General features: G+C 62.9%; 23 protein-coding genes, 1 tRNA gene and 1 pseudogene. 8 read left to right on the top strand and 17 right to left on the bottom strand.

What is annotated here, in order from left to right; all coding sequences use genetic code 11:
• The first annotated feature begins 412 nt into the window (after positions 1 to 412).
• The 5 genes from EB231_RS17820 to sucD all read left to right on the top strand — a co-directional run bounded on the left by EB231_RS17820 (position 413) and on the right by sucD (position 5,546).
• On the top strand, positions 413 to 1,033 hold the full coding sequence (locus EB231_RS17820; RefSeq protein WP_172350024.1) for a LuxR C-terminal-related transcriptional regulator: 621 nt from the start codon (positions 413 to 415) through the stop codon (positions 1,031 to 1,033).
• 123 nt (positions 1,034 to 1,156) lie between these two features.
• The gene (locus EB231_RS17815; RefSeq protein WP_172350023.1) at positions 1,157 to 2,347 is read left to right on the top strand and encodes an aminotransferase class V-fold PLP-dependent enzyme; all 1,191 of its coding nucleotides are present in this window, start codon (positions 1,157 to 1,159) and stop codon (positions 2,345 to 2,347) included.
• 11 nt (positions 2,348 to 2,358) lie between these two features.
• The gene (locus EB231_RS17810) at positions 2,359 to 3,315 is read left to right on the top strand and encodes an HpcH/HpaI aldolase/citrate lyase family protein (RefSeq protein ID WP_172350022.1); all 957 of its coding nucleotides are present in this window, start codon (positions 2,359 to 2,361) and stop codon (positions 3,313 to 3,315) included.
• A gap of 19 nt (positions 3,316 to 3,334) precedes the next feature.
• Positions 3,335 to 4,519 carry a malate--CoA ligase subunit beta gene (locus EB231_RS17805; protein WP_172350021.1) on the top strand — a complete coding sequence of 395 codons (1,185 nt, stop codon included), beginning with the start codon at positions 3,335 to 3,337 and terminating at the stop codon, positions 4,517 to 4,519.
• Between the two features lie 127 nt (positions 4,520 to 4,646).
• A complete protein-coding gene (sucD, locus tag EB231_RS17800; protein ID WP_172350020.1) occupies positions 4,647 to 5,546 on the top strand; it encodes a succinate--CoA ligase subunit alpha in 900 nt (299 codons plus the stop codon).
• A 219-nt stretch (positions 5,547 to 5,765) separates the two neighbouring features.
• Here the strand turns inward: sucD and EB231_RS17795 are convergent, their stop codons facing one another.
• The 3 genes from EB231_RS17795 to EB231_RS17785 form a co-directional block, all read right to left on the bottom strand.
• A complete protein-coding gene (locus EB231_RS17795; protein ID WP_172350019.1) occupies positions 5,766 to 6,260 on the bottom strand; it encodes a DUF302 domain-containing protein in 495 nt (164 codons plus the stop codon).
• A gap of 68 nt (positions 6,261 to 6,328) precedes the next feature.
• Positions 6,329 to 7,189 (bottom strand): alpha/beta fold hydrolase, encoded by an 861-nt coding sequence (locus tag EB231_RS17790; RefSeq protein WP_172352947.1) that lies wholly within the window; start codon positions 7,187 to 7,189, stop codon positions 6,329 to 6,331.
• Between the two features lie 149 nt (positions 7,190 to 7,338).
• Positions 7,339 to 8,109 carry an alpha/beta hydrolase gene (locus EB231_RS17785; RefSeq protein ID WP_172350018.1) on the bottom strand — a complete coding sequence of 257 codons (771 nt, stop codon included), beginning with the start codon at positions 8,107 to 8,109 and terminating at the stop codon, positions 7,339 to 7,341.
• Between the two features lie 214 nt (positions 8,110 to 8,323).
• Here EB231_RS17785 and EB231_RS17780 point away from each other — a divergent pair, with 214 nt between their 5' ends.
• A complete protein-coding gene (locus EB231_RS17780) occupies positions 8,324 to 9,286 on the top strand; it encodes an AraC family transcriptional regulator (protein WP_172350017.1) in 963 nt (320 codons plus the stop codon).
• A 337-nt stretch (positions 9,287 to 9,623) separates the two neighbouring features.
• On the opposite strand, the gene EB231_RS17775 is transcribed toward EB231_RS17780, so the two are convergent.
• A tRNA-Leu gene (locus EB231_RS17775) sits at positions 9,624 to 9,708 on the bottom strand.
• Between the two features lie 226 nt (positions 9,709 to 9,934).
• Between EB231_RS17775 and lipB the strand changes: the two genes are divergently transcribed.
• Complete coding sequence (gene lipB / locus EB231_RS17770; RefSeq protein WP_172350016.1) at positions 9,935 to 10,678, top strand: lipoyl(octanoyl) transferase LipB; 744 nt, start codon at positions 9,935 to 9,937, stop codon at positions 10,676 to 10,678.
• Positions 10,679 to 10,699: 21 nt separating this feature from the next.
• Here the strand turns inward: lipB and EB231_RS35185 are convergent, their stop codons facing one another.
• The 3 genes and pseudogenes from EB231_RS35185 to EB231_RS35180 all read right to left on the bottom strand — a co-directional run bounded on the left by EB231_RS35185 (position 10,700) and on the right by EB231_RS35180 (position 11,949).
• On the bottom strand, positions 10,700 to 11,041 hold the full coding sequence (locus tag EB231_RS35185; protein WP_246740672.1) for a hypothetical protein: 342 nt from the start codon (positions 11,039 to 11,041) through the stop codon (positions 10,700 to 10,702).
• Positions 11,042 to 11,172: 131 nt separating this feature from the next.
• Positions 11,173 to 11,283: pseudogene (locus EB231_RS35600) on the bottom strand (hypothetical protein); the annotation flags it as partial.
• A gap of 126 nt (positions 11,284 to 11,409) precedes the next feature.
• Positions 11,410 to 11,949 carry an SRPBCC family protein gene (locus tag EB231_RS35180; protein ID WP_246740671.1) on the bottom strand — a complete coding sequence of 180 codons (540 nt, stop codon included), beginning with the start codon at positions 11,947 to 11,949 and terminating at the stop codon, positions 11,410 to 11,412.
• Positions 11,950 to 12,433: 484 nt separating this feature from the next.
• Here EB231_RS35180 and EB231_RS17760 point away from each other — a divergent pair, with 484 nt between their 5' ends.
• Entirely contained in the window at positions 12,434 to 12,631 is a 198-nt protein-coding gene (locus EB231_RS17760; RefSeq protein ID WP_172350015.1) for a hypothetical protein, read from the top strand.
• Positions 12,632 to 12,742: 111 nt separating this feature from the next.
• Here EB231_RS17760 and EB231_RS17755 read toward each other — a convergent pair whose 3' ends face one another.
• The 10 genes from EB231_RS17755 to nuoL all read right to left on the bottom strand — a co-directional run bounded on the left by EB231_RS17755 (position 12,743) and on the right by nuoL (position 24,991).
• A complete protein-coding gene (locus EB231_RS17755; protein ID WP_172350014.1) occupies positions 12,743 to 13,471 on the bottom strand; it encodes an ABC transporter ATP-binding protein in 729 nt (242 codons plus the stop codon).
• The gene (locus tag EB231_RS17750; protein ID WP_172350013.1) at positions 13,423 to 14,709 is read right to left on the bottom strand and encodes a lipoprotein-releasing ABC transporter permease subunit; all 1,287 of its coding nucleotides are present in this window, start codon (positions 14,707 to 14,709) and stop codon (positions 13,423 to 13,425) included. The genes EB231_RS17755 and EB231_RS17750 overlap by 49 nt, the downstream gene beginning before the upstream one ends.
• Positions 14,706 to 16,034 carry a proline--tRNA ligase gene (gene proS, locus EB231_RS17745; protein WP_172350011.1) on the bottom strand — a complete coding sequence of 443 codons (1,329 nt, stop codon included), beginning with the start codon at positions 16,032 to 16,034 and terminating at the stop codon, positions 14,706 to 14,708. The genes EB231_RS17750 and proS overlap by 4 nt, the downstream gene beginning before the upstream one ends.
• A gap of 651 nt (positions 16,035 to 16,685) precedes the next feature.
• Positions 16,686 to 16,970, bottom strand: a complete 285-nt coding sequence (locus EB231_RS17740) for a DUF1467 family protein (RefSeq protein WP_010910093.1) — start codon at positions 16,968 to 16,970, stop codon at positions 16,686 to 16,688.
• Positions 16,967 to 17,371, bottom strand: a complete 405-nt coding sequence (gene mce, locus EB231_RS17735) for a methylmalonyl-CoA epimerase (RefSeq protein ID WP_172350009.1) — start codon at positions 17,369 to 17,371, stop codon at positions 16,967 to 16,969. Before mce ends, EB231_RS17740 begins: the two co-directional genes overlap by 4 nt.
• Before the next feature lie 96 nt (positions 17,372 to 17,467).
• Positions 17,468 to 19,138 (bottom strand): ribonuclease J, encoded by a 1,671-nt coding sequence (locus EB231_RS17730; protein ID WP_172350007.1) that lies wholly within the window; start codon positions 19,136 to 19,138, stop codon positions 17,468 to 17,470.
• 93 nt (positions 19,139 to 19,231) lie between these two features.
• Complete coding sequence (locus tag EB231_RS17725; RefSeq protein ID WP_172350005.1) at positions 19,232 to 20,053, bottom strand: biotin--[acetyl-CoA-carboxylase] ligase; 822 nt, start codon at positions 20,051 to 20,053, stop codon at positions 19,232 to 19,234.
• A gap of 4 nt (positions 20,054 to 20,057) precedes the next feature.
• Complete coding sequence (nuoN, locus tag EB231_RS17720) at positions 20,058 to 21,494, bottom strand: NADH-quinone oxidoreductase subunit NuoN (RefSeq protein ID WP_172350004.1); 1,437 nt, start codon at positions 21,492 to 21,494, stop codon at positions 20,058 to 20,060.
• Between the two features lie 18 nt (positions 21,495 to 21,512).
• Positions 21,513 to 23,018, bottom strand: a complete 1,506-nt coding sequence (locus EB231_RS17715) for an NADH-quinone oxidoreductase subunit M (protein ID WP_172350002.1) — start codon at positions 23,016 to 23,018, stop codon at positions 21,513 to 21,515.
• Entirely contained in the window at positions 23,018 to 24,991 is a 1,974-nt protein-coding gene (gene nuoL, locus EB231_RS17710; protein WP_172350000.1) for an NADH-quinone oxidoreductase subunit L, read from the bottom strand. The genes EB231_RS17715 and nuoL overlap by 1 nt, the downstream gene beginning before the upstream one ends.
• Between the last annotated feature and the right edge of the window lie 2 nt (positions 24,992 to 24,993).

Genomic DNA, 24,993 nt, shown 5'->3' with positions numbered 1-24,993 from the left:
CCATCCCGGAAAAATTGTGCCTCAGGTCTAGAGCATCGGACCCTAAAGCGGAAACCGGTTTCGCGGAAATCCGATGCATCTCGCGTACAGACGCGATTCGATTCGAGAACTTATCGCTCTAAGGTACGGAATATCAAACGAAACGCCTGCTCCACGTCGCCCGGCGAGTGTATCGCGGATGCCTGACCTGGCAATGCCTATCCCATCAAGAACCAGCCAATCCCGGCTTCAGGCGGCGCGACAGCCGATGTCGCTGGGGAAAGAGCACCCCGGCGCGATTGGGGCAGAATTGTCATGATACGGGTCCAGGCCTGAAGCCTGGCCTCGGAGTTGCGGCACAATCAGCCCAGGACAAAAACGGCCCTTGAACAGCAAGCCCGGGAAAACGAGCAAGGCAGTTGGCGACCGGCGCATGCGCATTGTCGTCGCCGAGCGCAACCCATTCGTCATATCGGCGCTGCGCGAAATGCTCGAATGCGACGGCCGTTTCGACCTGTTGAGCACCGTGCAGAGCGGCAGGCAATTCCTGGATCTGGCGGCAAAGGGCGGGTTCGACGTCGCCGTCATCGGCTGGAAGCTCGCCGACATGGACGGCGCTGATGTGCTGGCCGAGGTCCAGAGCCGCAAGCTTGACGTGCGCATCACCGTCTTTTCCAACGACCATGACATCGGCATCCTGAAGCAATGCGTGCGGCTCGGCGCCCAGGGCTACTGTTTCCAGTTCGACGAACCAGCCATCATCTTCGACACGATACTGGCGGTCGCGCATGGCCGCATCTGCATCCCCTATATCGACATCAACAAGGTCAATGACACGCCGCTGGCGCAGCTCACCGTGCGCGAACGCGAGCTGCTGGCCGTGCTTTCCGACGGCTGGACCAATCTGCAGATCGCCACGCGGACCGGCATTTCCGAGAACACGGTGAAGTATCACCTCAAGAACCTCTACGACAAGCTCGACGTCCGCAACCGGGCGATGGCCGTCGCGCTCTATGCGCGAGAGAGGCGTACCCAGAAGCAGCCTTTCGGGTAGGCTGAGCGGGTAGGCTTTTCCCACCCGCGCGCGGCGAGATCTTACCCGCCAAGGTGTTGTTGGCTTTAGCCCTCGAAACGAAACTCCCCCCACCGCTTTGCTGGATCAGGAGGAGTTCGTATCATGGCCGGTTTCACCCATCTTTTCATTCCCGGGCCGACCAACATCCCCGAACAGGTCCGGCAGGCGATGAACCTGCCCATGGAGGACATGCGCGCCGCGTCCTTCCCCGATCTCACTCTGCCGCTGTTCGAGGATATCAAACGCGTTTTCAAGAACGAGACCGGCCGCGTCTTCATCTACCCCTCCTCCGGCACCGGCGCCTGGGAAGCGGCGATGACCAATGTGCTCAGCCCCGGCGACCGCGTGCTGATGTCGCGCTTCGGCCAGTTCTCGCATCTGTGGGTCGACATGGCCGAGCGCCTCGACTTCGAGGTCGAGGTGATCGACTGCGAATGGGGCACCGGCGTACCGCTCGAGGTCTATGCCGAACGGCTGAAGGCGGACAAGACGCATCGCATCAAGGCAATCTTCTGCACGCAGAACGAAACGGCGACCGGCGTGACCAGCGACGTTGCCGGCTGCCGCGCCGCGCTCAACGACGCAAACCACCCTGCCCTGCTCTTCGTCGACGGCGTGTCGTCGATCGGCTCGATCGACTTCCGCCAGGAGGAATGGGGCGTCGACTGCGCCGTCAGTGGTTCGCAAAAGGGTTTCATGCTGCCCGCCGGCCTCGGTTTCCTCTCGGTCAGCAAGAAGGCGCTGGTGGCTTCTCGAAGCGCCACCCACCGGCGCTGCTTCTTCTCCTTCGAGGACATGATCCGCGCCAACGATGCCGGCTATTTCCCCTACACGCCGGCCACGCAGCTTTTGCGCGGCCTGCGCGCCTCGCTCGACCTGATCGCGGAGGAAGGGCTCGACACCATCTTCGCCCGCCATCATCGGCTCGCCGAAGGCGTACGAAAGGCGGTCGACGCCTGGGGCCTGAAGCTGTGTGCCAGGGCGCCGAAATGGCATTCCGATACGGTGAGCGCCATTCTGGTTCCTGAAGGCATCGACAGCGGCGACGTCGTCAAGCGCGCCTACCGCACCTACCAGACCTCGCTCGGCGGCGGCCTCAACAAGGTGATGGGCAAGGTCTTCCGCATCGGCCATCTCGGCTGGCTGAACGAGGTGATGGTGCTCGCCTCGCTGTCGGCGGCCGAAATGGCGCTGCTCGATTGCGGCGTCAAGCTGGCGCCTGGCTCCGGCGTCGGCGCAGCCATCCAGCATTTCCGCGCCTCGGCCGCCGTGCCGGTCGCCGAAGCCGCCTGAGGGATACGACGATGAGCCACACCATCAACCACCTCAGGAAATTGAGACTCCAGCGCAGCGAACTGGCGGTTCCCGGCTCCAGCCCGGAGATGATCGACAAGGCGGCCAACAGCGCCGCCGACTTCGTCTTCCTCGACATCGAGGACGCGGTCGCCCCGCCCGACAAGGAACGCGCCCGCAAGAACATCATCCAGGCGCTCAACGACATCGACTGGCGCGCCAAGGGCAAGACCGTCTCGGTGCGCATCAACGGGCTGGACACCCACTACATGTACCGCGACGTGGTCGATGTGATGGAACAGGCCGGCGACCGGCTGGACACCATGCTGGTGCCGAAGGTCGGCGTCCCGGCCGATCTCTACATGGTCGAGGCCATGGTCAACCAGATCGAGATGGCCAAGGGTTACAAGACCCGTGTCGGCCTCGAAGCGTTGATCGAAACCGCGCTCGGCATGGCCAATGTCGAGGCGATCGCCGCGACGCCTGGCCGGCTCGAGGCGATGCATTTCGGCGTCGCCGACTATGCCGCCAGCTGCAAGGCGCGCACCGTCAACATTGGTGGCCTCAACCCCGACTATCCCGGCGACCAGTGGCATTTCGCGCTATCGCGGATGACCGTCGCCTGCCGCGCCTATGGCTTGCGCGCCATTGACGGACCATTCGGCGATTTCTCCGATCCGGAGGGCTACATCGCCGGCGCGAGGCGCGCGGCGGCACTCGGCATCGAAGGCAAATGGGCGATCCACCCCTCGCAGATCGCGCTTGCCAACGACGTCTTCTCGCCGCCGGAAAAGGAGGTTGCGCGGGCCAGGCGCATCCTTGAGGTGCTCAAGGAAGCCGAGGCTCTGGGAAAAGGCGCAGCCGCACTCGACGGCAAGATGATCGACGCCGCGTCGGAACGCATGGCGAGGAATGTTCTGGTGGTCAACGAAGCCATCGAACGTGCTGGCCAAACCGCCACGCATTGACTGTTCAGGGAGGACGAGAATGGACATCCACGAATATCAGGCCAAGGAATTGCTCGCCCGGCACGGCGTGCATGTGCCGCGCGGCGGGCTGGCCTACAGCCCCGAGCAGGCGACCTACCGCGCGCGCGAGATCGGCGGCGGCAAATGGGTCTTGAAGGCGCAGGTTCATTCCGGCGCCCGCGGCAAGGCCGGCGGCATCAAGCTGTGCGCCAATGACGAGGAAATCTCCAGTGCCGCCGAAGCGATGCTCGGGCGCAAGCTTGTGACCCAGCAGACCGGCCCGCGCGGCAAGCTGATCTCCAGGCTCTATCTCGAGGAAGCGGTCGATATCGCGCAGGAGCTCTATGTCGGCTTCGTCCTCGACCGCAAGGAAGAGCGCGTGATGATCGTGGCCTCGGCCGCCGGCGGCATGGAGATCGAGGACATCGTCGAGAAGGCCCCCGATTCCATCCTGCGCACCTCGGTCGATCCCGGCGTCGGCATGCAGCGTTTCCAGGCCCGCGAGATCGCCTTCGGGCTCGGCCTCGATCACGACCTGATCGGCAAGGCGACCGAGACCATCTTCAGCTGCTACCAGGTGTTCCGCGACTACGACGCCTCGATGCTGGAGATCAATCCGCTGGTGGTGACCCGCGACGGCAATCTGATCGCGCTCGACGCCAAGATGTCGTTCGACGAGAACGCGCTGTTCCGGCGGCCGGAAATCTCCGAACTGCGCGACAAGAGCCAGGAAGACCCGCGCGAAACCTTCGCCAGCGACCGTGGCCTCTCCTATGTCGGCCTCGACGGCAACATCGGCTGCATCATCAATGGCGCGGGGCTCGCCATGGCGACCATGGACATGATCAAGATCGCCGGCGGCGAGCCGGCCAATTTCCTCGACATTGGCGGCGGCGCCTCGCCCGAGCGGGTGGCGAAATCCTTCCGCGCCGTGCTCGGCGACAAGAATGTCGAGACCATCCTGGTCAACATCTTCGCCGGCATCAACCGCTGCGACTGGGTCGCGGAGGGCGTGATCAAGGCGATACGCGAGGTCGGCGTCACCATACCGCTGGTGGTGCGGCTCTCCGGCACCAAGGCCGAGGAAGGACGCCGCATCCTGGCCGATTCCGGCGAGGCGGTGATCGTCGCCGACACGCTTGCCGAAGCCGCCGAAAAAGCCGTCGCCGCCTGGCGCGCGGCCGCCAAGAAAAAAGCAGCCTAGAGCCGGATGATTTCAGGTCGAATCGACCTGAAATCTGAATCCGTCCCTAAAATCAAACAGATAGAGCATGATGTCGTCCGAAAACCGCTTCACACTTTTCGGCATCATGCTCTAGGGAGGTCAAAAAATGGCAATCCTGCTCAACCGCAGCACCCGCGTCATCGTCCAGGGTTTCACCGGCAAGATCGGCAGTTTCCATGCCGAGGACATGAAGCGCTACGGCACCAAGCTTGTCGGCGGCGTCACCCCCGGCAAGGGCGGCCAGACGCATCTCGGCCTGCCCGTCTTCAACACCGTCAAGGGCGCGGTGCGCGAGACCCGCGCGGAGGCGAGCATCGTCTTCGTGCCGCCGCCCTTCGCCGCCGATTCGATCATGGAAGCCGCCGATGCGGGGATAAAACTCTGCGTCTGCATCACCGACGGCATCCCCTCGCAGGACATGATGCAGGTCAAGCGCTACATGCGCCGCTACCGCTTCGAGGACCGCATGCGGCTGATCGGTCCGAACTGCGCCGGCGTCATCACGCCCGGGCAAGCCCTGATGGGCATCATGCCCGGCTCGATCTACCTGCCCGGCCGCGTCGGCATCGTCGGCCGTTCCGGTACGCTCGGCTACGAGGCGGCCTCGCAGATGAAGGCGCTCGGCATCGGCGTGTCGACCAGCGTCGGCATCGGCGGCGACCCGATCAACGGCTCCTCCTTCAAGGACATGCTGAAGCTGTTCGAACAGGACGACGAGACCGACGCCGTGGTGATGATCGGCGAGATCGGCGGACCGCAGGAAGCCGAAGCCGCGATCTGGGCGCGCGACAACATGCGCAAGCCGCTCATCGCCTACATTGCCGGCCTTTCCGCCCCGAAGGGCCGCCGCATGGGCCACGCCGGCGCCATCATCTCCGCCTTCGGCGAGTCGGCGCAGGAGAAGGTCGAAATCCTGAAGGAGGCAGGCGTCATCATCGTGCCGACGCCATCGTCGTTTGGCGAGGTGGTGGCCGATACGCTGGCACGGATGAAAAAGGCGGCGTGATTTCCGGGCCTCTCGACGCTGGGGGTGTCCCTCACCTACGCCCGCGCGATCGTTCCGGGTCATAGGGAGAGTCGGCGATCACCCCTGCCGGGCGCCGCTCGCCGAGAATTGAAACCTCCAGCGCCGTGCCGGGCGTGCCAAGACCAGCGGCAGCAGGGCCAATGCTATGTCATGGCCAAATGCGTGGGCGTAACCTGCCGCCTGAAGCGTCACCATGAGTTAGCGCGCGCATTCGCGTAGCAAGGTTGTGATTTTCGCATCAAGATCGCGAGCGACGGCAAGAGCCTCCAAACTGCCATAAGGGAGCAGACAACTCTCCATTTTGTCGTAGGAGACATGAACGCCATCGAGACGTTCATCAACAAGGACTGTGACCGGAGCGTAAGATCCAGCATCGGGAACGTGCTTGACCATTTCTTTCATGATGAGTGGATTGCCCACCAGGAGCCGCATGCTCTTGGGAGTCTCGGTTCCAGTTTCGCGACGCAGAATGGCGCCCAGGTCGAATTCCGCGAAAAGCATGAGACCTGTTCGGCCGAGGCCGTTTTGTACAACGCGCTCCAAATCCGAGAAGGAATTTGCAGCCCTCGTCGCCTTGAAAAATCCGACCATGTCAGGTTGCCCGACCGCTGACTTGAGCGCGGCCACAACGGCGTCGAATGGTTTGGAACACGTCAGGCTGAAACGCTCAACCTCGACCTTTGCGATTGTCATTTCTTTCTCCGCAACAGTTCTCAAGAACAAAGGTGCGACCCATCGCGCCGGGACGGTGCCACCGCCGGTCACGCCTCCAGGAAGGTCCGGACGTGGCTGACGAACAATTCGTGGTACTGAAACAGGGCGCCGTGGCCGGAATCGGGATAGAGGACCATCTGGGCGTTGCTTAGAGCCTTGAACATTGCGTAGGCGTTGTCCGCCGGCAGCATGGTGTCGTGGCTGCCGCTGACCACAAGGGCGGGCTGATGGATGGCGCGCAGAATGGCTTGCTCGGGATCAGGTGTGGCGCACCAGCTAATAAGCGCCTTGGCCTGTGGATCCGTCACCGCGCCGCCATTATCGGTGTCCCGATCTTCCTTACGCACCTTCGCCCGCTTCAGGAACGCCAGGCCGGCCGACTGGCTGGCGGACGACTTCGTGAAGAACAGCGGCAGGCGAACGTCCGGGGCCTCGGTTTGGGAAAACGCGTCCTGCAGAACCGCCAACAGATGTTCCTCTCCGCCTTTCGGAGCGGTGCCGACGAGGATGAGCTTGCGGACCAGCGTTGCGTGCTCGGCGGCGATCTGCTGGGCGATGCAGCCGCCGAGGGAAAAGCCCAGAAGGTCGACTTGGGAGAGGCCGAGCTGGTTGATAAAGGCGACCGCGTCTCGGGCCATCGCCGCGATATTGTCGGGCGTTTGGCCTGTCGAGCGGCCGACCCCGGCATTGTCGAAAACGACCACCGGGCGATCGGCGGCCAAGGCATTGACGACAGCGGGATCCCATGCATCGATGTTGCCCGAGAAATGCTGCAGGAGAACGAGCGGCGTTCCGGTCGATGGGCCGAGGCGGCGATAGGCGAAGCGGATTCCGCCGCCTTCGATGTAACGGGTGGGCGCCGTTTCTAGAGTGGCGGCGTCATGGCTCGCAGGGTCGAACTCAGTCATGTCATCCTCCGGATGCTTGGCATCGAATAATTGAATGGGAGTAGCTGGCGCGGTTTTGGCTGGGTCTGAGCCGCTCGCGGTCCAAGGCATTCCGTGGTCCGTCGAGCACGCGTGTTGCTCCCGGCACGAAGGTGCCGGGAGCGGTATCGTCACTTCACGAGTGCAGCCTTTTCAATCACCGCGGCGACTTCCTTGGCGTGGACGACCAGGGAGGCATGGCTACCGGCGACCTCCGTCGTCTGGGCCTTCATCCTTTCGGCGAATATCTTCTGGACCTCGGGTGCGATGACCTTGTCCTTCGTGCTGATCACATAGAATGTCGGCTTGTCATGCCAGGCTGCCGTATCGACGGGAGCCTCGAACGCCGTGTGGTTCAACGGCAGCTGATGGTTTGCCAGGGATTCGGCGATCTCCGCGGGAAGGTCGGCCGCGACTGCCGAAGGAAACACTTTGGGATCGATGTAGAGGTTGCCCTTTTCGTCGGGATGAATCGCCGCGCCGCCCGCGGTTGCCGGACCGCTCTTGGCCAGGCTCGCCAGGGATTCTCCCACGTCGGGCGCGAATGCGGAGACGTAGACGAGCGCCGAAACCTTGGGATCGTTACCCGCCTGCGTGATGACCACACCGCCCCAGGAGTGGCCAACGAGGACGGTCCTGCCGTTCTGTTTGGCGAGCGCCTGTTTGGTGGCATCGACGTCCGCCGCAAGCGAGGTGAGCGGGTTTTCGACGAGCGTTACGTTGTAGCCCTTCTTCGTGAGGATGTCGGCAACCGGCTTCCAGCTCGTCTCGTCGACGAAGGCGCCATGGACGAGCACGATATTGTGAGCCGCCCCCTTGGGCAGCTGAGCCGATTGGGCGGGGGCGGCAATTGCTGCTCCGGCCATGAGGATAGTGGCGACGGAGAGTAGAAGATTTCGCATTGGTGCTCCTGTTGAGATAACGGACGAAGGGGGTCCGAGGAAAGAACAGACGTGTCGGCACAAGTCGCGGTTCTCCCATCCGCCGCTGCGGGTGATGGTTGCCGCGCGACCTGTCGGCTCGACTTGCGATCAACTAGTACGGGGGTCATTTGGACGTTAGGCCTCAATCGTCCGAATATTGTGTCGGACCGTCCGTCGTATTAGCATCGGGAGGATGGACATCCTCGCTGAAGTGCTCGATCGCGTTCGCCTTGGCGGAACCTTGCTGTTCCACTTCGAGCTCGGCCATCCCTGGAATGTCGCGTTGCCAAAGCGCCCCTACGCCCTGTTCCACTATCTCAGCCGTGGCTCGGCTACCCTCGCGCTCGAAGAGGGACGAGAACTCCACATGAGCGAGGGCGACTTTGTCGTCGTCACGCGTGGCGAGCCCCATGTGATCTACTCGGATAGCCGGACGGAGCCGTTACCGATTGTCGACATCGATCGACTGGCCGGGCGTCTTGGCCTCATTCGTCACGGCGGCGGCGGGCAGCCTGTCGCGACGATGATCTGTGGTAATTTCACTGTGGCACGGCCCTCGCGCGGCAGCGTTTTGGAATTGCTTCCGCCCCTGCTTCTCCTGAAGCCGGCGGAAGACGGAGGATGGCTCGCGGCGATTTTGCAACGCATGGTGAGCGAGGCGGCGTTCGAGCGTCCCGGACAAGGCGTCGCGCTCTCACGTCTGACTGAAGTGCTGTTCGTCGAGGTGTTGCGGAGCTGGATCAAGTCGCTCGGCCCCGGAGAAGGCGGATGGCTAGGGGCGATGGCGGACCCGCACATAGGACCGGCCCTTCAGTTGATCCACGAACGACCGGATCGGCCCTGGACGCTTGGCGACCTCGGGCAAAGCGTGGGACTTGGTCGTTCGGCGTTTTCGGCCCGCTTCACCAAGCTCGTCGGCGAGCCCATGTACCGCTATCTGATCGCGCGCCGGATGTCGGAGGCCGCATTTCTGCTCGAAACAAGCGACGAGGCGATTGCACGGATTGCGGCCCGTGTCGGCTATGAGACCGCGACCGCATTTTCGAAGCTTTTCCATCGACATCACGGCCTATCGCCTGGCCGCTACCGAGCATTTCGCCGTTCTGACGGTGGCCGGAGGCAAGGGGACGATCTGGAAGCAGAAGTCGTCGATTGACCTCCCGCGCTTGTGGCCGCGCGGTGATCGACAACGTCGACGGTGGACGGCACGGAAATCTGTACTCTCGGAAGGCAGACGGTTCTGGAAATCTGGTGATGGGCGGCGGCACGGCTCCGGCAGGAGTGCCCGGTTTTGTACCGAAATGGCGCGGTCGAGAAGAATCGACTTCCACGGGGTTGCCACACAGCGACCTCTACGCCGCGCACTGCCGGCTCCAAAAGGGTGTGCAACAAGGCCCCGCGGCTGCTCGACCTCAAGATACGGCTGGACGTCGAGACCTGATCTCTGTTTGGGCTTCGGATGGCGGCAATCGCGATGCCGACGGATCGAGAGTTGGTGCGGTCGAGAAGACTCGAACTTCCACGGGTTGCCCCACAGCGACCTCAACGCTGCGCGTCTACCAATTCCGCCACGACCGCACGTGGTAGGAGCCGGAACCGACCGGCTCGCGGCGTGTAGCAAATCGTTTCCGGTGAAACAAGTGCGCTACACGCAATAATCTCAAGCGATTGGCATAACGGTCCACAGGATTGGAATGAAGGGCCGGAACTGGACGTTTCCAGCTGATAACGCCATATGGAGACAGATGCATGCCGCCCGAAAGTGCAAGCGGATCGCGGCGGCATAAGTGAAAAACGAAAAGCCATGACAGAACGCAGCCAGATCGCCACGTCGTTCCTGCCGCTCCCCGGTTCAGCACCGGTCGAGTGGCGCATCGAGCCTGGCCTTACCCCCTATCCCGATGCGCTTGCCTTCATGGAGGCGCGTGCCGAGGCGATACGCAGCGGCGCCGCCGGCGAAATGGTCTGGCTGGTCGAACATCCGCCGCTCTACACCGCCGGCACCAGCGCGCGCGTCGAGGACCTGATCGATCCCGACCGGTTCCCGGTCTTTTCGGCCGGTCGCGGCGGCGAATACACCTATCATGGACCGGGCCAGCGGGTCGCTTATGTCATGCTTGACCTGAAACGGCGACGCGAGGACGTGCGCGCCTTCGTCGCCGCGCTCGAACAGTGGATCATCGGCACGCTCGCCGCCTTCAACGTGCGCGGCGAACGCCGCGAGGACCGGGTCGGCGTCTGGGTGATGCGGCCCGATCGCCCTGCCTTGCCGGACGGTTCGCCGGCCGAGGATAAGATCGCGGCAATAGGTATCCGGCTGCGGCGCTGGGTGAGTTTTCACGGCATCGCCATCAATGTCGAGCCGGATCTCGACCATTTCAGCGGCATCGTGCCCTGCGGCGTGCAGGACCACGGTGTCACCAGCCTCGTCGACCTCGGCCTTCCCATTGGCATGGCCGACCTCGATCTGGCGCTGAAATCAGCCTTCGAGGATGTTTTCGGTCCCGCCGTGGCTGCACCCACCGAGCCAGTCCGAAAGACTGGTTGAACCCTTCGGGTTCAACATGGCTCAAAGCAACTGCGCCGACGCCCACAGGACGCCGCAGCCATGGATGACGAACACCGCCAGCAGCGCGCAGGCGATGGCGAAGCGGTCGACCGTGCGGATCGGCTCCAGCTCGTAACGCGGCTTGATCCCGCTGCCCATGGTCAGCAGGCTGAGGATTGAAAAGACCGCCCCCGCCGCGAGCAGGAAGCCGGAGGAAAAGCCGGCCCGCCACCCCACCGCCAGGAACGCCGAGAGCAGGAAAAACGAAGCCAGCGCCAGCGCGATCGGCCCCGGGCAGATCTGGCGCAGCACCTGGCCGCCGTCGAACTTCCACACCGGCACCAGATTGGCGATGTTGAACAAGGCGGCGCAGCCCGCCAGCGCCGCCAGCAGCGCGGCCGCGGCCTTGTGCCCCTCGCCGCCCGAAACGCACTGGGGGCAATGACGATCGGCACCAGGAAGGCGGAGAATCCAGCCCCCATCAGCGCCACGAAGGCAACTTCGAAACGGCTGTTGTATGGCCGGCCGCCAATGGCGATGCCGCCGAGCAGCGGGATGAAGATCATCCGCGCCTTGCGGTGGCCCATCAGCCGGAACGCCGCCATGTGGCCGAGTTCATGCAGGGCCACGACCGAGGTAAGGATCGAGGCGAGCGCCAGCCCGCCGAGGTGAAGGCCGAAGAACGGCCACAGCATCAATGCCGACAGTACGGCAAAGCCGCTAACCGGTCATTATCGCAAGGGCGGCTGGTTCGAGCATCCGCTCAGCCAGGTCGCCCAGCGTTGCAGCTTGGACAACTCGCGGCGCATGGCGAAGTAACGGAACACCAGGAAGGCAACGCCGCGGTAACGATCCGTCTGGCCGAGCGTCACCCGCGTGCCGCCGCCTTCGGAAACGAGCTCCGTGGTTTCGCGATAGTCCGTCCAGAACGAGGCATCGAGCGCGGTATCCTCGACGACACGCATCGTGAAGCGGCTGCCTTCGACGATATCGTCAAACCGTGCCCTGCGTTCGATCGGCTTGCCGTCGCGGCCTTCCCACGACAGCAGGATGCGGGCCACACCGTCCCCTTCCAACGGCTGCACCGACAGGATCTCGCCGGACCAGCCGGCATCGCTGCCAAGCGGCCACAGCGCCTGCCAGAGGCGCTGACGGTCCATCGCAATCAAGCGGCTCATCCTGACCGTGCGCAAACCGAGCGGTGCGGTCATCAAGAGAAAGATCAGCCCGAGATTGCTGGCCACCAGAAGGGCCGTGACGATGGGCGACACCTCGACATTGCTCCCTGCCTTGGAAGCGCACCCTAGCGTCGCTGCGGCAAGAAAGACTTAACGGGGAGCGGCTTTCACCTGCGGAAACCAAAGCGGCGAGAGCCGCCAAATCACATGGCGCCGATCCAGATCGCCATGGAAACGAGAAACGCACTCATGCAAACCAGCGAGATGACATCCTGAACCAGATCGGTCATAACTCTCTCCTGTTGTTGATATGTTCTCAATTTGTTCTAACTTTGTTTCAAAGTCAACGCACAGAATCCGCCCGCGGCCGGAATCTTCGAGCGATCAAATCGGCAGGGTTAAGGAAAGGTTGACGGCGCGAAACCTATCAACAGGTCAGGAGGATGTGGGCGACGCCATCTTCCCGTAGCGTATGGATGAGCCTTTTGCGGCTCCTGGCGCGCTTCAAGCTTGCGGTTCCTCGGCTAGGGCAAGCTGTGGTAACGCCTGCTTGCACTCAATCTCAGTCGAGACAATAGTGGCCAAGCTGTACGACTACCGAGCGATGGACGTGGGGCAACACGAAGGCGCCAATCAAGCTGATCGCTGGCGAAAGCGTATGAGACAGGGCCGCCGGTGGCGCCTCTCGCGCAACTTTGTAACCTGGCTGCTGATCCTGGTGATGATCGCGATCTCTTCCACCTTGATCGCGCTGAATGCTTACTGGCGGTTCTAAGCCTGAGTGGCTGTCGAAGATATCAGAATCCCTGACGGCAACTTATATTCGCGAAATCTCGCTGGAGGTTGTCCAGGTTGGACCCACTCCGGCACCGAACATCGACCTGCCCTAAAGCGGCACCACCTTGCCATCGGCGAGCGTAACGCGCCGATCCATGCGCGATGCCAGGTCGTGATTGTGGGTCGCGATCAACGCCGCGAGGCCCGATTGCTTGACCAGTGCGCCCAGCGCGTCGAACACATAGGAGGCGGTGACCGGGTCGAGATTGCCGGTCGGCTCGTCGGCCAGCAGCACCAGCGGCGCATTGGCGACCGCGCGCGCAATCGCGACGCGTTGTTGCTCGCCGCCGGACAATTCGGCCGGCCGGTGCGAGGCGCGCTTGCCGATCTGCATATAGTCGAGCAGCTGTGCGGCGCGCTCCGCCGCTTCTTTGCGCGACAGGCCCTTGATCAGCTGCGGCATCATGATGTTTTCCAATGCGGAAAACTCCGGCAGCAGGTGATGGAACTGGTAGACGAAGCCGACATCGTTGCGGCGGATCGACGTGCGTTCGTCGTCGGACAGTCGTCCGCAGGCCCGGCCGGACAGGATCACGTCGCCGGCGTCAGGGCGCTCCAGCAGGCCGGCCGTGTGCAGCAGCGTCGACTTGCCGGTGCCCGACGGCGCCACCAGCGCCACCATCTCGCCGCGCTTCAGCGAGAAATCGGCGCCGTTCAGGATGGTGAGCTTGCGCGGCCCCTGCACATAGTGCCGCTCGACGCTCTTCAGTTCGATAATGACCTCGGCCACTACTCGTACCTCAAGGCTTCGACGGGATCGAGGCGAGCCGCCCGCCATGCTGGAAACACCGTCGCCAGGAAGGACAGTCCAAGTGCCATGATGACGACATAGGTCGTTTCGCGTGGATCCATCTTTGCCGGCAACTGGCTGAGGAAATAGAGCTCCGGGTTGAACAGCACCTTCCCGGTCATCCAGGAGAAAAACTGGCGGATCGATTCGATGTTGGTGCAGATGACGACGCCGAGCAGCACGCCGGCGAGCGTACCGGTGACGCCGATCGCCGCCCCCGTCATCAGGAAGATGCGCAGGATGGCACCGCGCGTCGCGCCCATGGTGCGCAGGATGGCGATATCGTGCCCCTTGTCCTTCACCAGCATGATCAATCCGGAAATGATGTTGAGCGCCGCCACCAGCACGATCAGCGTCAGGATCATGAACATGACGTTGCGCTCGACCTGCAGGGCGGAAAAGAAGGTCTCGTTGCGCTGGCGCCAGTCGACCATGTCGATGGGCCGCTGCGCCGCCTCTTCCACCTTCGGTTTCAGCGCGTCGACATCGTCGGGATTGTCGACATAGATCTCGATCGTCTGCGCGCGTCCATCCATGTTGAAGTAGAGCTGCGCTTCCGAGAACGGCATGTAGACGATGGAGCTGTCATATTCCGACATGCCGACTTCGAAGATCGCCGCGATCTTGTAGCCCTTCATGCGCGGCGTGGTGCCCAGCGGCGTCACGTCGCCATCGGGCGAGATCAAGGTGATGGTGTCGCCGAGCGTCAGCCCGAGATTCTCGGCCATGCGCTTGCCGATGGCCACGCCTTCGCCCGAGTCGAAATCGGCGAGCGTGCCTTGTTTGACGTTGCTGGCGACGATGGCGATCTTGCCGAGATCCTCTCCGCGTATGCCGCGCACCAGCGCGCCGGTGCCGCCGCCGACATTGCCTTGCGCCAGCACCTGGCCGTCGATCAGCGGGATGGCGTATTTTACGCCGGGCACGCCATTGATGCGGCCGGCGACCTGGGCGTAGTCCTCAAGCGGCGAATCGAGCGGCTGCACGATCAGATGCCCGTTGACGCCGAGGATGCGCGTCAGAAGCTCGGCCCGGAATCCGTTCATCACGGCCATGACGACGATCAGCGTCGCCACCCCCAGCATGATGCCGAGGAAGGAGATCGAGGCGATCACCGATATCACCGTCTCCTTGCGCCGCGAGCGCAAATAGCGCCATGCCACCATGCGTTCGAAGATGGAGAACGGCCCGGCGCCCGCCGATCTTGCCGCAGCCGCCTCGCTCATGCGGCCGCACCGAAGCGTTTTTTCGCGTCGGCCAGCGGCAGCGTTTCGCGCTCGCCGGTCTTGCGATTCTTGATCTCGACCTCGCCGGCGGCCACGCCGCGCGGCCCGACGATCACTTGCCAGGGCAGGCCGATCAGGTCGGCGGTGGCGAACTTGCCGCCCGGCCGCTGGTCGGTGTCGTCATAGAGCACGTCCTTGCCGGCGGCGGTGAAGGCGGCATTGAGCTCCTCGCAGACGCGGTCGCACTCGGCGTCGCCCACCTTCATGTTGATCAGGCCGATGTCGAACGGCGCCACGGCGTCGGGCCAGATGATGCCGTTCTCGTCATGGCTGGCCTCGATGATCGCCGCGACCAGCCGTGACGGGCCAATGCCGTAGGAACCGCCGGAGACGAAATGGTCCTTGCCGTCGGGCCCGGTCACCTTGGCGCCCATGGGCTTGGAATATTTGTCACCGAAATGGAAGATGTGGCCGACCTCGATGCCCCGCGCCGAGACCCGGTCCGCTTCGCCGAGCTTGTCCCACGCCGCCTCATCATGCATCTCGTCGGTAGCGGCGTAAGGCGTCGTCCAGGTTTTGACGATGTCCGATATCTCGGCGTCATTGGCGAAGTCGGTGTTTTCGTCAGGCACCTGGAGCGACAGATAATCGCGATCGCAATAGACCTGGCTCTCGCCGGTGTCCGCCAGGATGATGAATTCGTGGCTGAGATCGCCGCCGATCGGCCCGGTGTCGGCGCGCATCGGGATCGCCTGCAGGCCCATGCGCGTGAAGGTCCTGAGATAGGACACGAACATCCTGTTGTAGGCGGCCCTCGCGCCTTCGAAGTTAAGGTCGAAGGAATAGGCGTCCTTCATCAGGAATTCGCGTGAGCGCATGACGCCGAAGCGCGGCCGCACCTCGTCACGGAACTTCCACTGGATGTGGTAGAGATTGAGCGGCAGGTCCTTGTAGGACTTGACGTAGGCGCGGACGATTTCGGTGACCACTTCCTCATTGGTCGGGCCGTAGAGCATGTCGCGGTCCTGCCGATCCTTGATGCGCAGCATCTCCTTGCCGTAGTCGTCATAGCGACCGCTTTCGCGCCACAGATCGGCCGACTGGATGGTCGGCATCAGGATCTCCAGCGCGCCGGCGCGGTTCTGCTCCTCGCGGATGATCTGGCAAACCTTGTCCAGCACCCGCTTGCCGAGTGGCAGCCAGGAAAAACTGCCCTGCCCCTGCTGGCGGATCATGCCGGCACGCAGCATCAGCCGGTGCGAGACGATCTCGGCCTCACGCGGATTTTCTTTGAGGATAGGCAGGAAATAGCGCGACAAACGCATGGACTGGTCCGTGAATGAGAATGGTCGCGCCAGAATCGGTGCGACGCAGGCTTGCTTGACCCGGCTTCATAGCCATTTCATGGCGGAATGGAAACCCGGCCATCGCGGCACATCAGCGCGTTGCGGCCCGGAAACCTCCGCTTTCCGGGCTAGGCCGCGCCGGCTTTGAGCCCACACAATCTCTTCGCGTTCGGCCTCGAATTCTTTGCGCACGTCAACTCAAAACATGCCGCAGCAGCTCCTCTTTGCCTTGCTGGTCGTTTCGAAAGCAAAGCATGCCATACTATTGTGCAGTGCAGCACGAGAATGCCTGTTTCGAGGCAAAATTCTTCGTGACATTTTCATTCGGCTTAGGCTAGTGTGCCGCGATAACCGAGAGGGCGGAGACAAATCTGCTCTCCTACGCGGTCAAAGTCTTGGGAGGATGCGATCTAGGCGCGGTTACTCGCTGCCGCCGGAAACCGGAAACAGATCGGACGCGTTTAATTGCAAGGCCTCGTGCCTTGCATTTTTTTTGTGCAATCATCTGGTTAGCACAGCGAGTTGCCAGGCTACATTACCCTGCGTCAGCAAGCATACAGCCGCCAGGCAGCGCGGCGTCTCGATCCCCTCCGCCACGCTTACGGTATCGAAGCGCCCTTGCCGGGCGATCTATTTTGCGGGTGTCTGGCCGAAATCCGGCACGATGTGCGGGATGTCGTTGAGGCTGTATCCCAAGCCATGCGTCAGGCCGTAGAAAATGCCCATCAGGATCGCGGTGGCGATGGTGGTGCGGATGACGGCACGCAGCATGTGCGGGCCGCGCGGCGCGCTTGGAACCGTGCCCAGCGTCACGTCATGATCGTCGTCCTGTGTCCTGACGCTGAACGGCAGGACGGCGAACAGCACCACCCACCACGTGGCGAAAAACAGGGCGGTGAACGAAACCCAGCTCATGATTGCTCCAGTTCGATCAGCGTGCCGAAGAAATCCTTCGGGTGCAGGAACAGCACAGGCTTGCCATGGGCACCGGTCTTCGGGTTGCCGTCGCCCAGCACACGGGCGCCGGCGGCCTTGAGCTGATCACGCGCGGCCAGGATGTCGTCGACCTCGTAGCAGAGGTGATGCATGCCGCCGGACGGGTTCTTCGCGAGGAACGCCGCGATCGGCGAGCTTTCGCCCAAGGGCTCCAGCAATTCGATCTTGGTGTTGCCGACATTGACGAACACCACCGTGACGCCATGCTCCGGCAAAACCTGCGGCTCCGTCACTTCGGCGCCGAGCGTATCGCGGTAGGCGGAGACCGCCGCCGCCAGATCCGGCACCGCAAGCGCGACATGGTTCAAGCGTCCAAGCATAGAAATTCCTCAGGCAAGTAAGGCAATAGGGCAGTACGGCAATGGGGGAAAGGCAGACGTATAGCCCATGTCGAAATCCCTACTGCCCTAGTCCCTTCATCTCGTAACAAACACCGTCACCAGCGGCTTCTTGCCCCAAGCCTCGTTGGCCGCACCGCGCACCGCCCGCCGCACGGCCTCCTGCACAAGGTCCAGGTCTTTCCGGCGCTGACGGGGAATCGAGTCGACCGCGCCGACCGCCGCATCGATCATCAGGTCTTCGAGCGTCTCGCCGCTGGCATCCGCCTCGGCGACGCCAATGGCGACCAGGTCGGGGTCACCGGCCAACTCATATTTGTCGTCCAGCACGACATTGACCGCGACATGGCCGGCAAAGGACAATTTGCGCCGGTCACGAATGCCCATCGCCTGGTCGGTGCCGATCAGCCTGCCGTCCTTGTAGATGCGGCCGAACGGCACCTGGTCGATAATGGTGGCAGGACCGGGCGCGAGCCTCAGCATGTCGCCGTCGCGCACCTGCGCCACCTGGCCGATGCCGGATGTCGACATCAGCGATCCCTGCGCCACCAGATGCGCCGCCTCGCCATGCACGGGAACGCCGATCTGCGGACGCACCCATTCATACATCTTGCGCAGCTCGCTACGGCGCGGGTGGCCGGAGACATGCACCAGCGCGTCGCCGTCCTCGATGATCTTGATGCCGAGATCGATGAGGCGGTTCTTGATCTCGAGAATCGCCTTCTCATTGCCGGGAATGGTGCGCGAGGAAAACACCACCGTGTCGCCTGCCGTCAGCGACACCGATTTCATCTCGTCGCGCGACAGTTTTGCAAGTGCGGCAAGCGGCTCGCCCTGGCTGCCGGTGCAGATGATGACGAGGTTTTCGCGCGGGATGAAGCCGAAATCCTCCTCGGCGATGAATTCCGGCAAGCCGTCCATGTAGCCGAGCTCGTCGGCGACATCGATGACCCGCTTCAGCGAGCGGCCCAACACCAGGCACTGGCGGCCGGCATCGCGTGCTGCTCTCGCGATGGAGACGATGCGCCCGACATTGGAGGAGAATGTGGTGACGGCGACGCGGCCGACAGCACTCTGGATGACGCCCTTCAGGCCCTCGCCAACGGCGACTTCCGAAGGCGATTCGCCTTCGCGCAGCGCATTGGTCGAATCGCAGATCAGTGCCAGCACGCCCTTGTCGCCATAGGCGCGGAAACGCGCCTCGTCGGTCTTGGGTCCGATCGTCGGCTCCGGATCGATCTTCCAGTCGCCGGTGTGGATGACCGTACCGGCTGGCGTGGTGATGGCCAGCGACATCGGCTCGGGGATGGAGTGCGCCACCGGAATGGCTTCGATCTCGAACGGGCCGACAGTGAATTTCTCGCCAGCCCGGTAGATCGTCAACGGGATCTTGGCTGCCCCCTGCTCGCCCTGGCGCTTGGCTTCCAGCAGCCCGGCGCTGAACGGCGTCATCCACACGGGCGCCTTGAGCTTCGGCCAGATGTCGAGTAGCGCGCCGTAATGATCCTCATGCGCGTGGGTGATGATGATGCCACGCAGATTGGCGAGGTTCTCCTCGATGAAGCGCGTGTCGGGCAGGATCAGGTCGACGCCCGGATGCGCCGCGTCTGGAAAGGTGACACCGACATCGATGACAATCCATTCGCGCGCGCTCGGCGGGCCATAGCCGTAGAGGGCGAAGTTCATACCGATCTCGCCGACGCCGCCGAGCGGCACGAAGACGAGTTCGGCGTTTTCCGTTTTCGCCATGATTTTTCCCTTCCTGGCCCTCAGGCCAAGCCGTTAAAGCAATTCCAGGAAAAGTGTCTAACCATTTTCCGTCCGGAATTGCGCAAGGACAAACTATACCCGGGCGGATGCCACGGCGCCGAAATGCACATCGCCGGCAGCGATCGTCAGAACCGCCCCTTCATCGTCGCGGATCACGAAACGGCAATCCTCGTCAATGGTCTCGAACACCCCACGCACCACATTACCGTCAATTCTGACAGCAACCTCGCCGCCGAGTCCCGCAGCGCGCGCCAGCCAGCGTCTCCTGATGGCTGAAAGCCCGCGCCCCTCATCCCACAGCCGGGCATTCTCGCTCCAGGCATCCGACAGCGCCAGGAACAGCGTTTCGGCATCGCATGTCGCGCCGAGCGCTTGGAGCGATGTCGCGGGATACGGCAAATCCGTGGGATGCGCCACCACATTGACGCCGATGCCCACCGCGACGGCAAAACGGCCGCCGTCCAGCATCGCCGACTCCAGCAGGATGCCGGCCAGCTTGGCGCCGGAGGCCAGAACGTCGTTCGGCCATTTCAACTCGAAACGGTTTTGTCCCTGGCTTGCGCCATCAAGCCCGATGGCGATGCGACCCTTCGGCACCACGGCATCGAGTGCGTCGGCAAGCGACAGGCCGGCGACAAAACCCAGCGTCGCGGCAAGACGAAGTTCACCGCCGGTGACGACAAGCAAGGTCGCCGCCAGATTGCCTTCGGGCGACACCCAGGCGCGGCCGCGCCGGCCACGCCCGCTTTCCTGCTTCTTGGAAACAACCCATAATTTGCCCGGATCGCCTGCCCTTGCGTGATCCAGCGCCACCGTGTTGGTGGAGCCGATACTGTCATGGGCCTCGAGCCGGAACCCTTCCGACGCCGAGGTTGGGGCCAGCCGAAATGCCATCCCGTCAGAAAAATGTCTTGGCGGCGGCTTCGGCATAGGTACCGATCGGCCCGCCGATCAGCACATAGAACAGCACGAAGGCGCCGGAGACGCCGAGCACGAGGCGCAGTTCACTGGCCATCGGCACGAAGCCGCCGACCGGTTCGTCGAACCACATGATCTTGATGATGCGCAGATAGTAGTAAGCGCCCACCACCGAGGCCAGAACACCGATGATCGCCAGCGCGTAGAGGTTGGCGTTGATGGCCGCGAGGAAGACGTACCACTTCCCCCAGAAGCCAGCGAGCGGCGGAATGCCGGCCAGCGAGAACATCAGGATGGTCAGGATCGTCGCCATGATCGGGTTGGTCGAGGACAGCCCTGCCAGGTCGCTGATCTGTTCTACATTGCCTTCCTTGCGCCGCATGGCAAGGATGAAGGCGAAGGTGCCGAGCGTCATCACCAGGTAGATCAGCATGTAGATGGCGACGCCACGCACGCCGGCCTGGCTGTTGGCGGCAAGGCCGACCAGCGCGTAACCCATATGGCCGATCGAGGAATAGGCCATCAGGCGCTTGATGTTGGTCTGGCCGATCGCGGCGAACGCGCCGAGCGCCATCGAGGCGATCGAGATGAAGACGATGATCTGCTGCCAGTCGGCGGCGATCGGCTTGAACGCGCCCATGGTGACGCGCACGATCAGTGCCATTGCAGCCATCTTGGGGGCTGCGGCGAGGAAGGCCGTCACCGGCGTCGGCGCACCTTCATAGACATCGGGCGTCCACATATGGAACGGCACCGCCGAGATCTTGAAGGCAAGGCCGGCCAGCACGAAGACGAGACCGAAGACGAGGCCGAGTTGGCGTTCGCCGCTGCCAAGTGCCGTGGCGATCTCCTGGAAGCCGGTATTGCCGGTATAACCATAGACCAGGCTGATGCCGTAGAGCAGCATGCCCGACGACAGCGCGCCGAGGACGAAGTACTTCAGGCCCGCCTCGGTCGAACGCAGATTGTCGCGATTGATCGCCGCCAGCACGTAGATCGCCAGCGACTGCAGTTCGAGGCCGAGATAGAGCCCGATCATGCCATTGGCCGAGATCATCAGCATCATGCCGAGCGTGCACAGCAGGATCAGCACCGGATATTCGAACTTGTCGAAATGCTCCGCCTTGGCAAAGCGCATCGACATGACCAGCGTCACCGCCGAACCGACCAGCGCCAGCACCTTCATGAAGCGGGCGAAGGGATCCTGGATGAAGGCATTGCCATAGGCGCTGCCCTGCCCGGTGTGAAAGATCAGCCAAGCGCCGGCGACCACCAGCACGGCGACGGCAAGGCCGGTCACCGTATTGGCGGTGTTGGCGCGCGAATAGGCGCCGACCATCAACAGCGCGAGCGCGCCGATGGCAAGGATCAGCTCGGGCGTCGAGAGCGACAGGCTGGAGAGAAGGTCCGGCGTCATGGTTCGCAAAACCTCTGGTCAGTTCGCCGCCGCGGTCTGCGCGGCGCCGATGGATGCGGTGACATTGGTGACGAGCGACTTGACCGATTGGGCCGTCGCATCGAAGACGGGAGCGGGATAGACGCCGAAGAAGATGACCAGCACGACCAGCGGGTAGATGATCACCTTCTCGCGCGCCGACAGGTCGAGCAACCCCTTCAGGCTGTCCTTGGTCAGCGCGCCGAAGATCACCCGGCGGTAGAGCCAGAGCGCGTATGCCGCCGACAGGATGACGCCGGTGGCGGCGAAGAACGCCACCCAGGTGTTGACCCGGAACACGCCGAGCATGGTCAGGAACTCGCCGATGAAGCCTGAGGTGCCTGGCAGGCCGACATTGGCCATGGTGAAGATCAGGAACACGGTGGCGTATTTCGGCATGTTGTTGACCAGGCCGCCATAGGCATCGATCTCACGCGTGTGCATGCGGTCATAGATGACGCCGACGCACAGGAACAGCGCGCCCGAGACGAGGCCGTGGCTGAGCATCTGGAAGATCGCGCCCTGCACGCCCTCCTGGTTCATGGCGAAGATGCCCATGGTGACGAAGCCCATATGGGCGACCGACGAATAGGCGATCAGCTTCTTCATGTCCTCCTGCATCAGCGCCACCAGCGAGGTGTAGATGATGGCGACGACCGAGAGCGTGAAGACCAGCGGCGCGAACATTTCGGACGCCAGCGGGAACATCGGCAGGGAGAAGCGCAGGAAGCCGTATCCACCCATCTTCAGGAGGATGCCGGCCAGGATGACCGAACCGGCCGTTGGCGCCTCGACGTGTGCATCCGGCAGCCAGGTGTGCACCGGCCACATCGGCATCTTCACCGCGAAGGAGGCGAAGAAGGCTAGAAATAGCCAGGTCTGCATGTTGGCCGGGAAGTTGTGGGTCAACAGCGTCGGGATGTCGGTGGTGCCGGACTGATAGAACATCGCCATGATGGCGAGCAGCATCAGCACCGAGCCGGCGAGCGTGTAGAGGAAGAACTTGAACGAGGCGTAGACGCGACGCTTGCCGCCCCAGACGCCGATGATGATGAACATCGGGATCAGGCCGGCTTCGAAGAAGACGTAGAACAGCACGATGTCGAGCGCGCAGAACACGCCGATCATCAGCGTCTCGAGCAACAGGAAGGCGATCATGTAGGCCTTGACGCGCTTCTCGATCGATTCCCACGACGCCAGGATGCAGAGCGGCATCAGGAAGGTCGTCAGGATGACGAAAAGCATGGAAATGCCGTCGACGCCCATGTGGTAGGAGATGCCGGAGTCGAGCCACGCGACCTTTTCGACGAACTGGAAGCCCGCCTGCGCATTGTCGAAGCCGGTCCAGATGAACAGCGAGATGATGAACGTGAACGTCGTGGTCAACAGCGCAATGGCGCGGATGTTGCGGCGTGCGTTTTCGCTGTCATCGTTGATGAACAGGATCAACAGCACACCAACCAGCGGCAGGAAGGTGACCAGCGAGAGGATTGGCCAGGCGGTCATCAGAGCATCATCCAGGTGACGAGTGCGGCAACGCCGATCAGCATGGCGAAGGCATAATGGTAGAGGTAGCCGGTCTGCAGCTTGACGACGCGGTTGGTGACATCGACGACGCGCGCCGAAATGCCATCCGGCCCGAGCCCATCGATGATGGTGCCGTCACCGGTCTTCCACAGGAAATGGCCGAGGCGCTTGGCCGGCCGCACGAACAGGAAGTCGTAGAGCTCGTCAAAATACCACTTGTTGAGCAGGAAGGCGTAGAGCCCGCGATTCTGCTTGGCAAGGTTCACGGGCATTTCCGGCGAGCGGATATAGAACTTCCAGGCCAGCGCGAAGCCGATCAGCATGGCGATGAAGGGCGACAGCTCGACCCACAACGGCAGTTCATGGATCTCGTGCAGGATGTGGTTGTCCGGCAGCGTGAACAGCGACGCCTTCCAGAACTCGGCATAGCCTTCGCCGATAAAGGAATTGTGGAAGATGATGCCGGCGAACAGCGCGCCGGCGGCCAGGATGAACAGCGGCACCAGCATCACCGGCGGCGATTCATGGACATGGTGCATCACCTCATGGCTCGCCCGCGGCTTGCCGTGGAAGGTCATGAAGATCAGCCGCCAGGAGTAGAAGGAGGTGAAGCAGGCGGCGATGACCAGCAGCACGAAGGCAAAGCCGGCGACCGAGTTATGTCCGGCAAAGGCGCTCTCGATGATGGCGTCCTTGGAGAAGAAGCCGGCGGTGCCGATGACGGTCACCGGAATGCCGACGCCGGTCAGCGCCAGCGTGCCGATCACCATCATCCAGTAGGTTGTCGGGATCAGTGACCGCAGGCCGCCCATCTTGCGCATGTCCTGCTCGTCGGAGACGGCGTGGATGACCGAGCCCGAACCGAGGAACAGCAGCGCCTTGAAGAAGGCATGCGTGAACAGGTGGAAGATCGCCGCGCCATAGGCCCCGACGCCGAGCGCCACGAACATGTAGCCGAGCTGCGAGCAGGTCGAATAGGCGATGACCCGCTTGATGTCGTTCTGGACCAGGCCGACGGTCGCCGCGAAGAAGGCGGTGAAGGCACCGATGAAGGTCACCACCGTCAGCGCCGAATGCGACAGCTCGAACAGCGGCGACAGCCGCGCCAGCATGAACACGCCCGCCGTCACCATGGTGGCGGCGTGGATGAGCGCGGAGACCGGCGTCGGGCCTTCCATGGCGTCCGGCAGCCAGGTGTGCAGCGGCACCTGCGCCGACTTGCCCATGGCGCCCATGAACAGGAGCAGGCAGACGACGGTCATCGCCGACTGCTTGTCCAGCGCATGGCCGAGGAAGGTCAGCACAGCCGCACCTTGCGGGGCGCCTTCAGCCGGAATGAACGTTGCTGCGTTGGCGAAGATGGTGCCGAGATTGACCGAACCAAAAAGGACGAAAACGCCGAAGATGCCGAGCGCGAAGCCAAAATCGCCGACGCGGTTGACGACGAAGGCCTTGATGGCCGCGGCATTGGCCGACGGCTTCTTGTACCAGAAGCCGATCAGCAGGTAGGAGGCAAGGCCCACCCCTTCCCAGCCGAAGAACATCTGCACCAGATTGTCGGCCGTCACCAGCATCAGCATGGCGAAGGTGAACAGCGACAGATAGGCGAAGAAGCGCGGCCGGTTCGGATCGTGGTGCATGTAGCCGATCGAATAGATGTGGACCAGCGCCGACACGGTGTTGACCACCACCAGCATCACCACCGTCAGCGTATCGATGCGAAGCGCCCAGGATACGTCCAGCCCGCCGGACTGGATCCAGTGCAGCACCGGCACGACGAACACCTCGCCATGGCCGAAGCCGACGCTGAAGAAGGCAACCCACGACAGAACAGCCGAAATCACCAGGAAGCCGGAGGTGATGTATTCGGACGCCTTGGCGCCGAGCGACGTGCCGAACAGGCCGACGATCAGGAAGCCGAGCAGTGGAAGGAAGACGATGGCCTGATACATGG

The organism is Mesorhizobium sp. NZP2298 (genome assembly GCF_013170825.1).
GTDB lineage: Bacteria > Pseudomonadota > Alphaproteobacteria > Rhizobiales > Rhizobiaceae > Mesorhizobium.
The sequence above is the reverse complement of the archived record's forward strand: the minus strand, read 5'-3'. Positions and strand labels throughout refer to the sequence as shown.

What these genes read in the sequence shown, in the direction of transcription:
- sucD (WP_172350020.1), top strand. Translation starts at nt 4,647, where the DNA reads ATGGCAATCCTGCTCAACCGCAGCACCCGCGTCATCGTCCAGGGTTTC.
- EB231_RS17810 (WP_172350022.1), top strand. Translation starts at nt 2,359, where the DNA reads ATGAGCCACACCATCAACCACCTCAGGAAATTGAGACTCCAGCGCAGC.
- nuoN (WP_172350004.1), bottom strand. Translation starts at nt 21,494, where the DNA reads ATGACGCCGGACCTTCTCTCCAGCCTGTCGCTCTCGACGCCCGAGCTG.
- mce (WP_172350009.1), bottom strand. Translation starts at nt 17,371, where the DNA reads ATGCTTGGACGCTTGAACCATGTCGCGCTTGCGGTGCCGGATCTGGCG.
- EB231_RS17750 (WP_172350013.1), bottom strand. Translation starts at nt 14,709, where the DNA reads ATGAGCGAGGCGGCTGCGGCAAGATCGGCGGGCGCCGGGCCGTTCTCC.
- proS (WP_172350011.1), bottom strand. Translation starts at nt 16,034, where the DNA reads ATGCGTTTGTCGCGCTATTTCCTGCCTATCCTCAAAGAAAATCCGCGT.
- EB231_RS17780 (WP_172350017.1), top strand. Translation starts at nt 8,324, where the DNA reads ATGGACATCCTCGCTGAAGTGCTCGATCGCGTTCGCCTTGGCGGAACC.
- EB231_RS17740 (WP_010910093.1), bottom strand. Translation starts at nt 16,970, where the DNA reads ATGAGCTGGGTTTCGTTCACCGCCCTGTTTTTCGCCACGTGGTGGGTG.
- EB231_RS17790 (WP_172352947.1), bottom strand. Translation starts at nt 7,189, where the DNA reads ATGACTGAGTTCGACCCTGCGAGCCATGACGCCGCCACTCTAGAAACG.
- EB231_RS17815 (WP_172350023.1), top strand. Translation starts at nt 1,157, where the DNA reads ATGGCCGGTTTCACCCATCTTTTCATTCCCGGGCCGACCAACATCCCC.
- EB231_RS17755 (WP_172350014.1), bottom strand. Translation starts at nt 13,471, where the DNA reads ATGGCGGGCGGCTCGCCTCGATCCCGTCGAAGCCTTGAGGTACGAGTA.
- EB231_RS17715 (WP_172350002.1), bottom strand. Translation starts at nt 23,018, where the DNA reads ATGACCGCCTGGCCAATCCTCTCGCTGGTCACCTTCCTGCCGCTGGTT.
- EB231_RS17730 (WP_172350007.1), bottom strand. Translation starts at nt 19,138, where the DNA reads ATGGCGAAAACGGAAAACGCCGAACTCGTCTTCGTGCCGCTCGGCGGC.
- lipB (WP_172350016.1), top strand. Translation starts at nt 9,935, where the DNA reads ATGACAGAACGCAGCCAGATCGCCACGTCGTTCCTGCCGCTCCCCGGT.
- EB231_RS17795 (WP_172350019.1), bottom strand. Translation starts at nt 6,260, where the DNA reads ATGACAATCGCAAAGGTCGAGGTTGAGCGTTTCAGCCTGACGTGTTCC.
- EB231_RS17785 (WP_172350018.1), bottom strand. Translation starts at nt 8,109, where the DNA reads ATGCGAAATCTTCTACTCTCCGTCGCCACTATCCTCATGGCCGGAGCA.
- EB231_RS17725 (WP_172350005.1), bottom strand. Translation starts at nt 20,053, where the DNA reads ATGGCATTTCGGCTGGCCCCAACCTCGGCGTCGGAAGGGTTCCGGCTC.
- nuoL (WP_172350000.1), bottom strand. Translation starts at nt 24,991, where the DNA reads ATGTATCAGGCCATCGTCTTCCTTCCACTGCTCGGCTTCCTGATCGTC.
- EB231_RS17805 (WP_172350021.1), top strand. Translation starts at nt 3,335, where the DNA reads ATGGACATCCACGAATATCAGGCCAAGGAATTGCTCGCCCGGCACGGC.
- EB231_RS17820 (WP_172350024.1), top strand. Translation starts at nt 413, where the DNA reads ATGCGCATTGTCGTCGCCGAGCGCAACCCATTCGTCATATCGGCGCTG.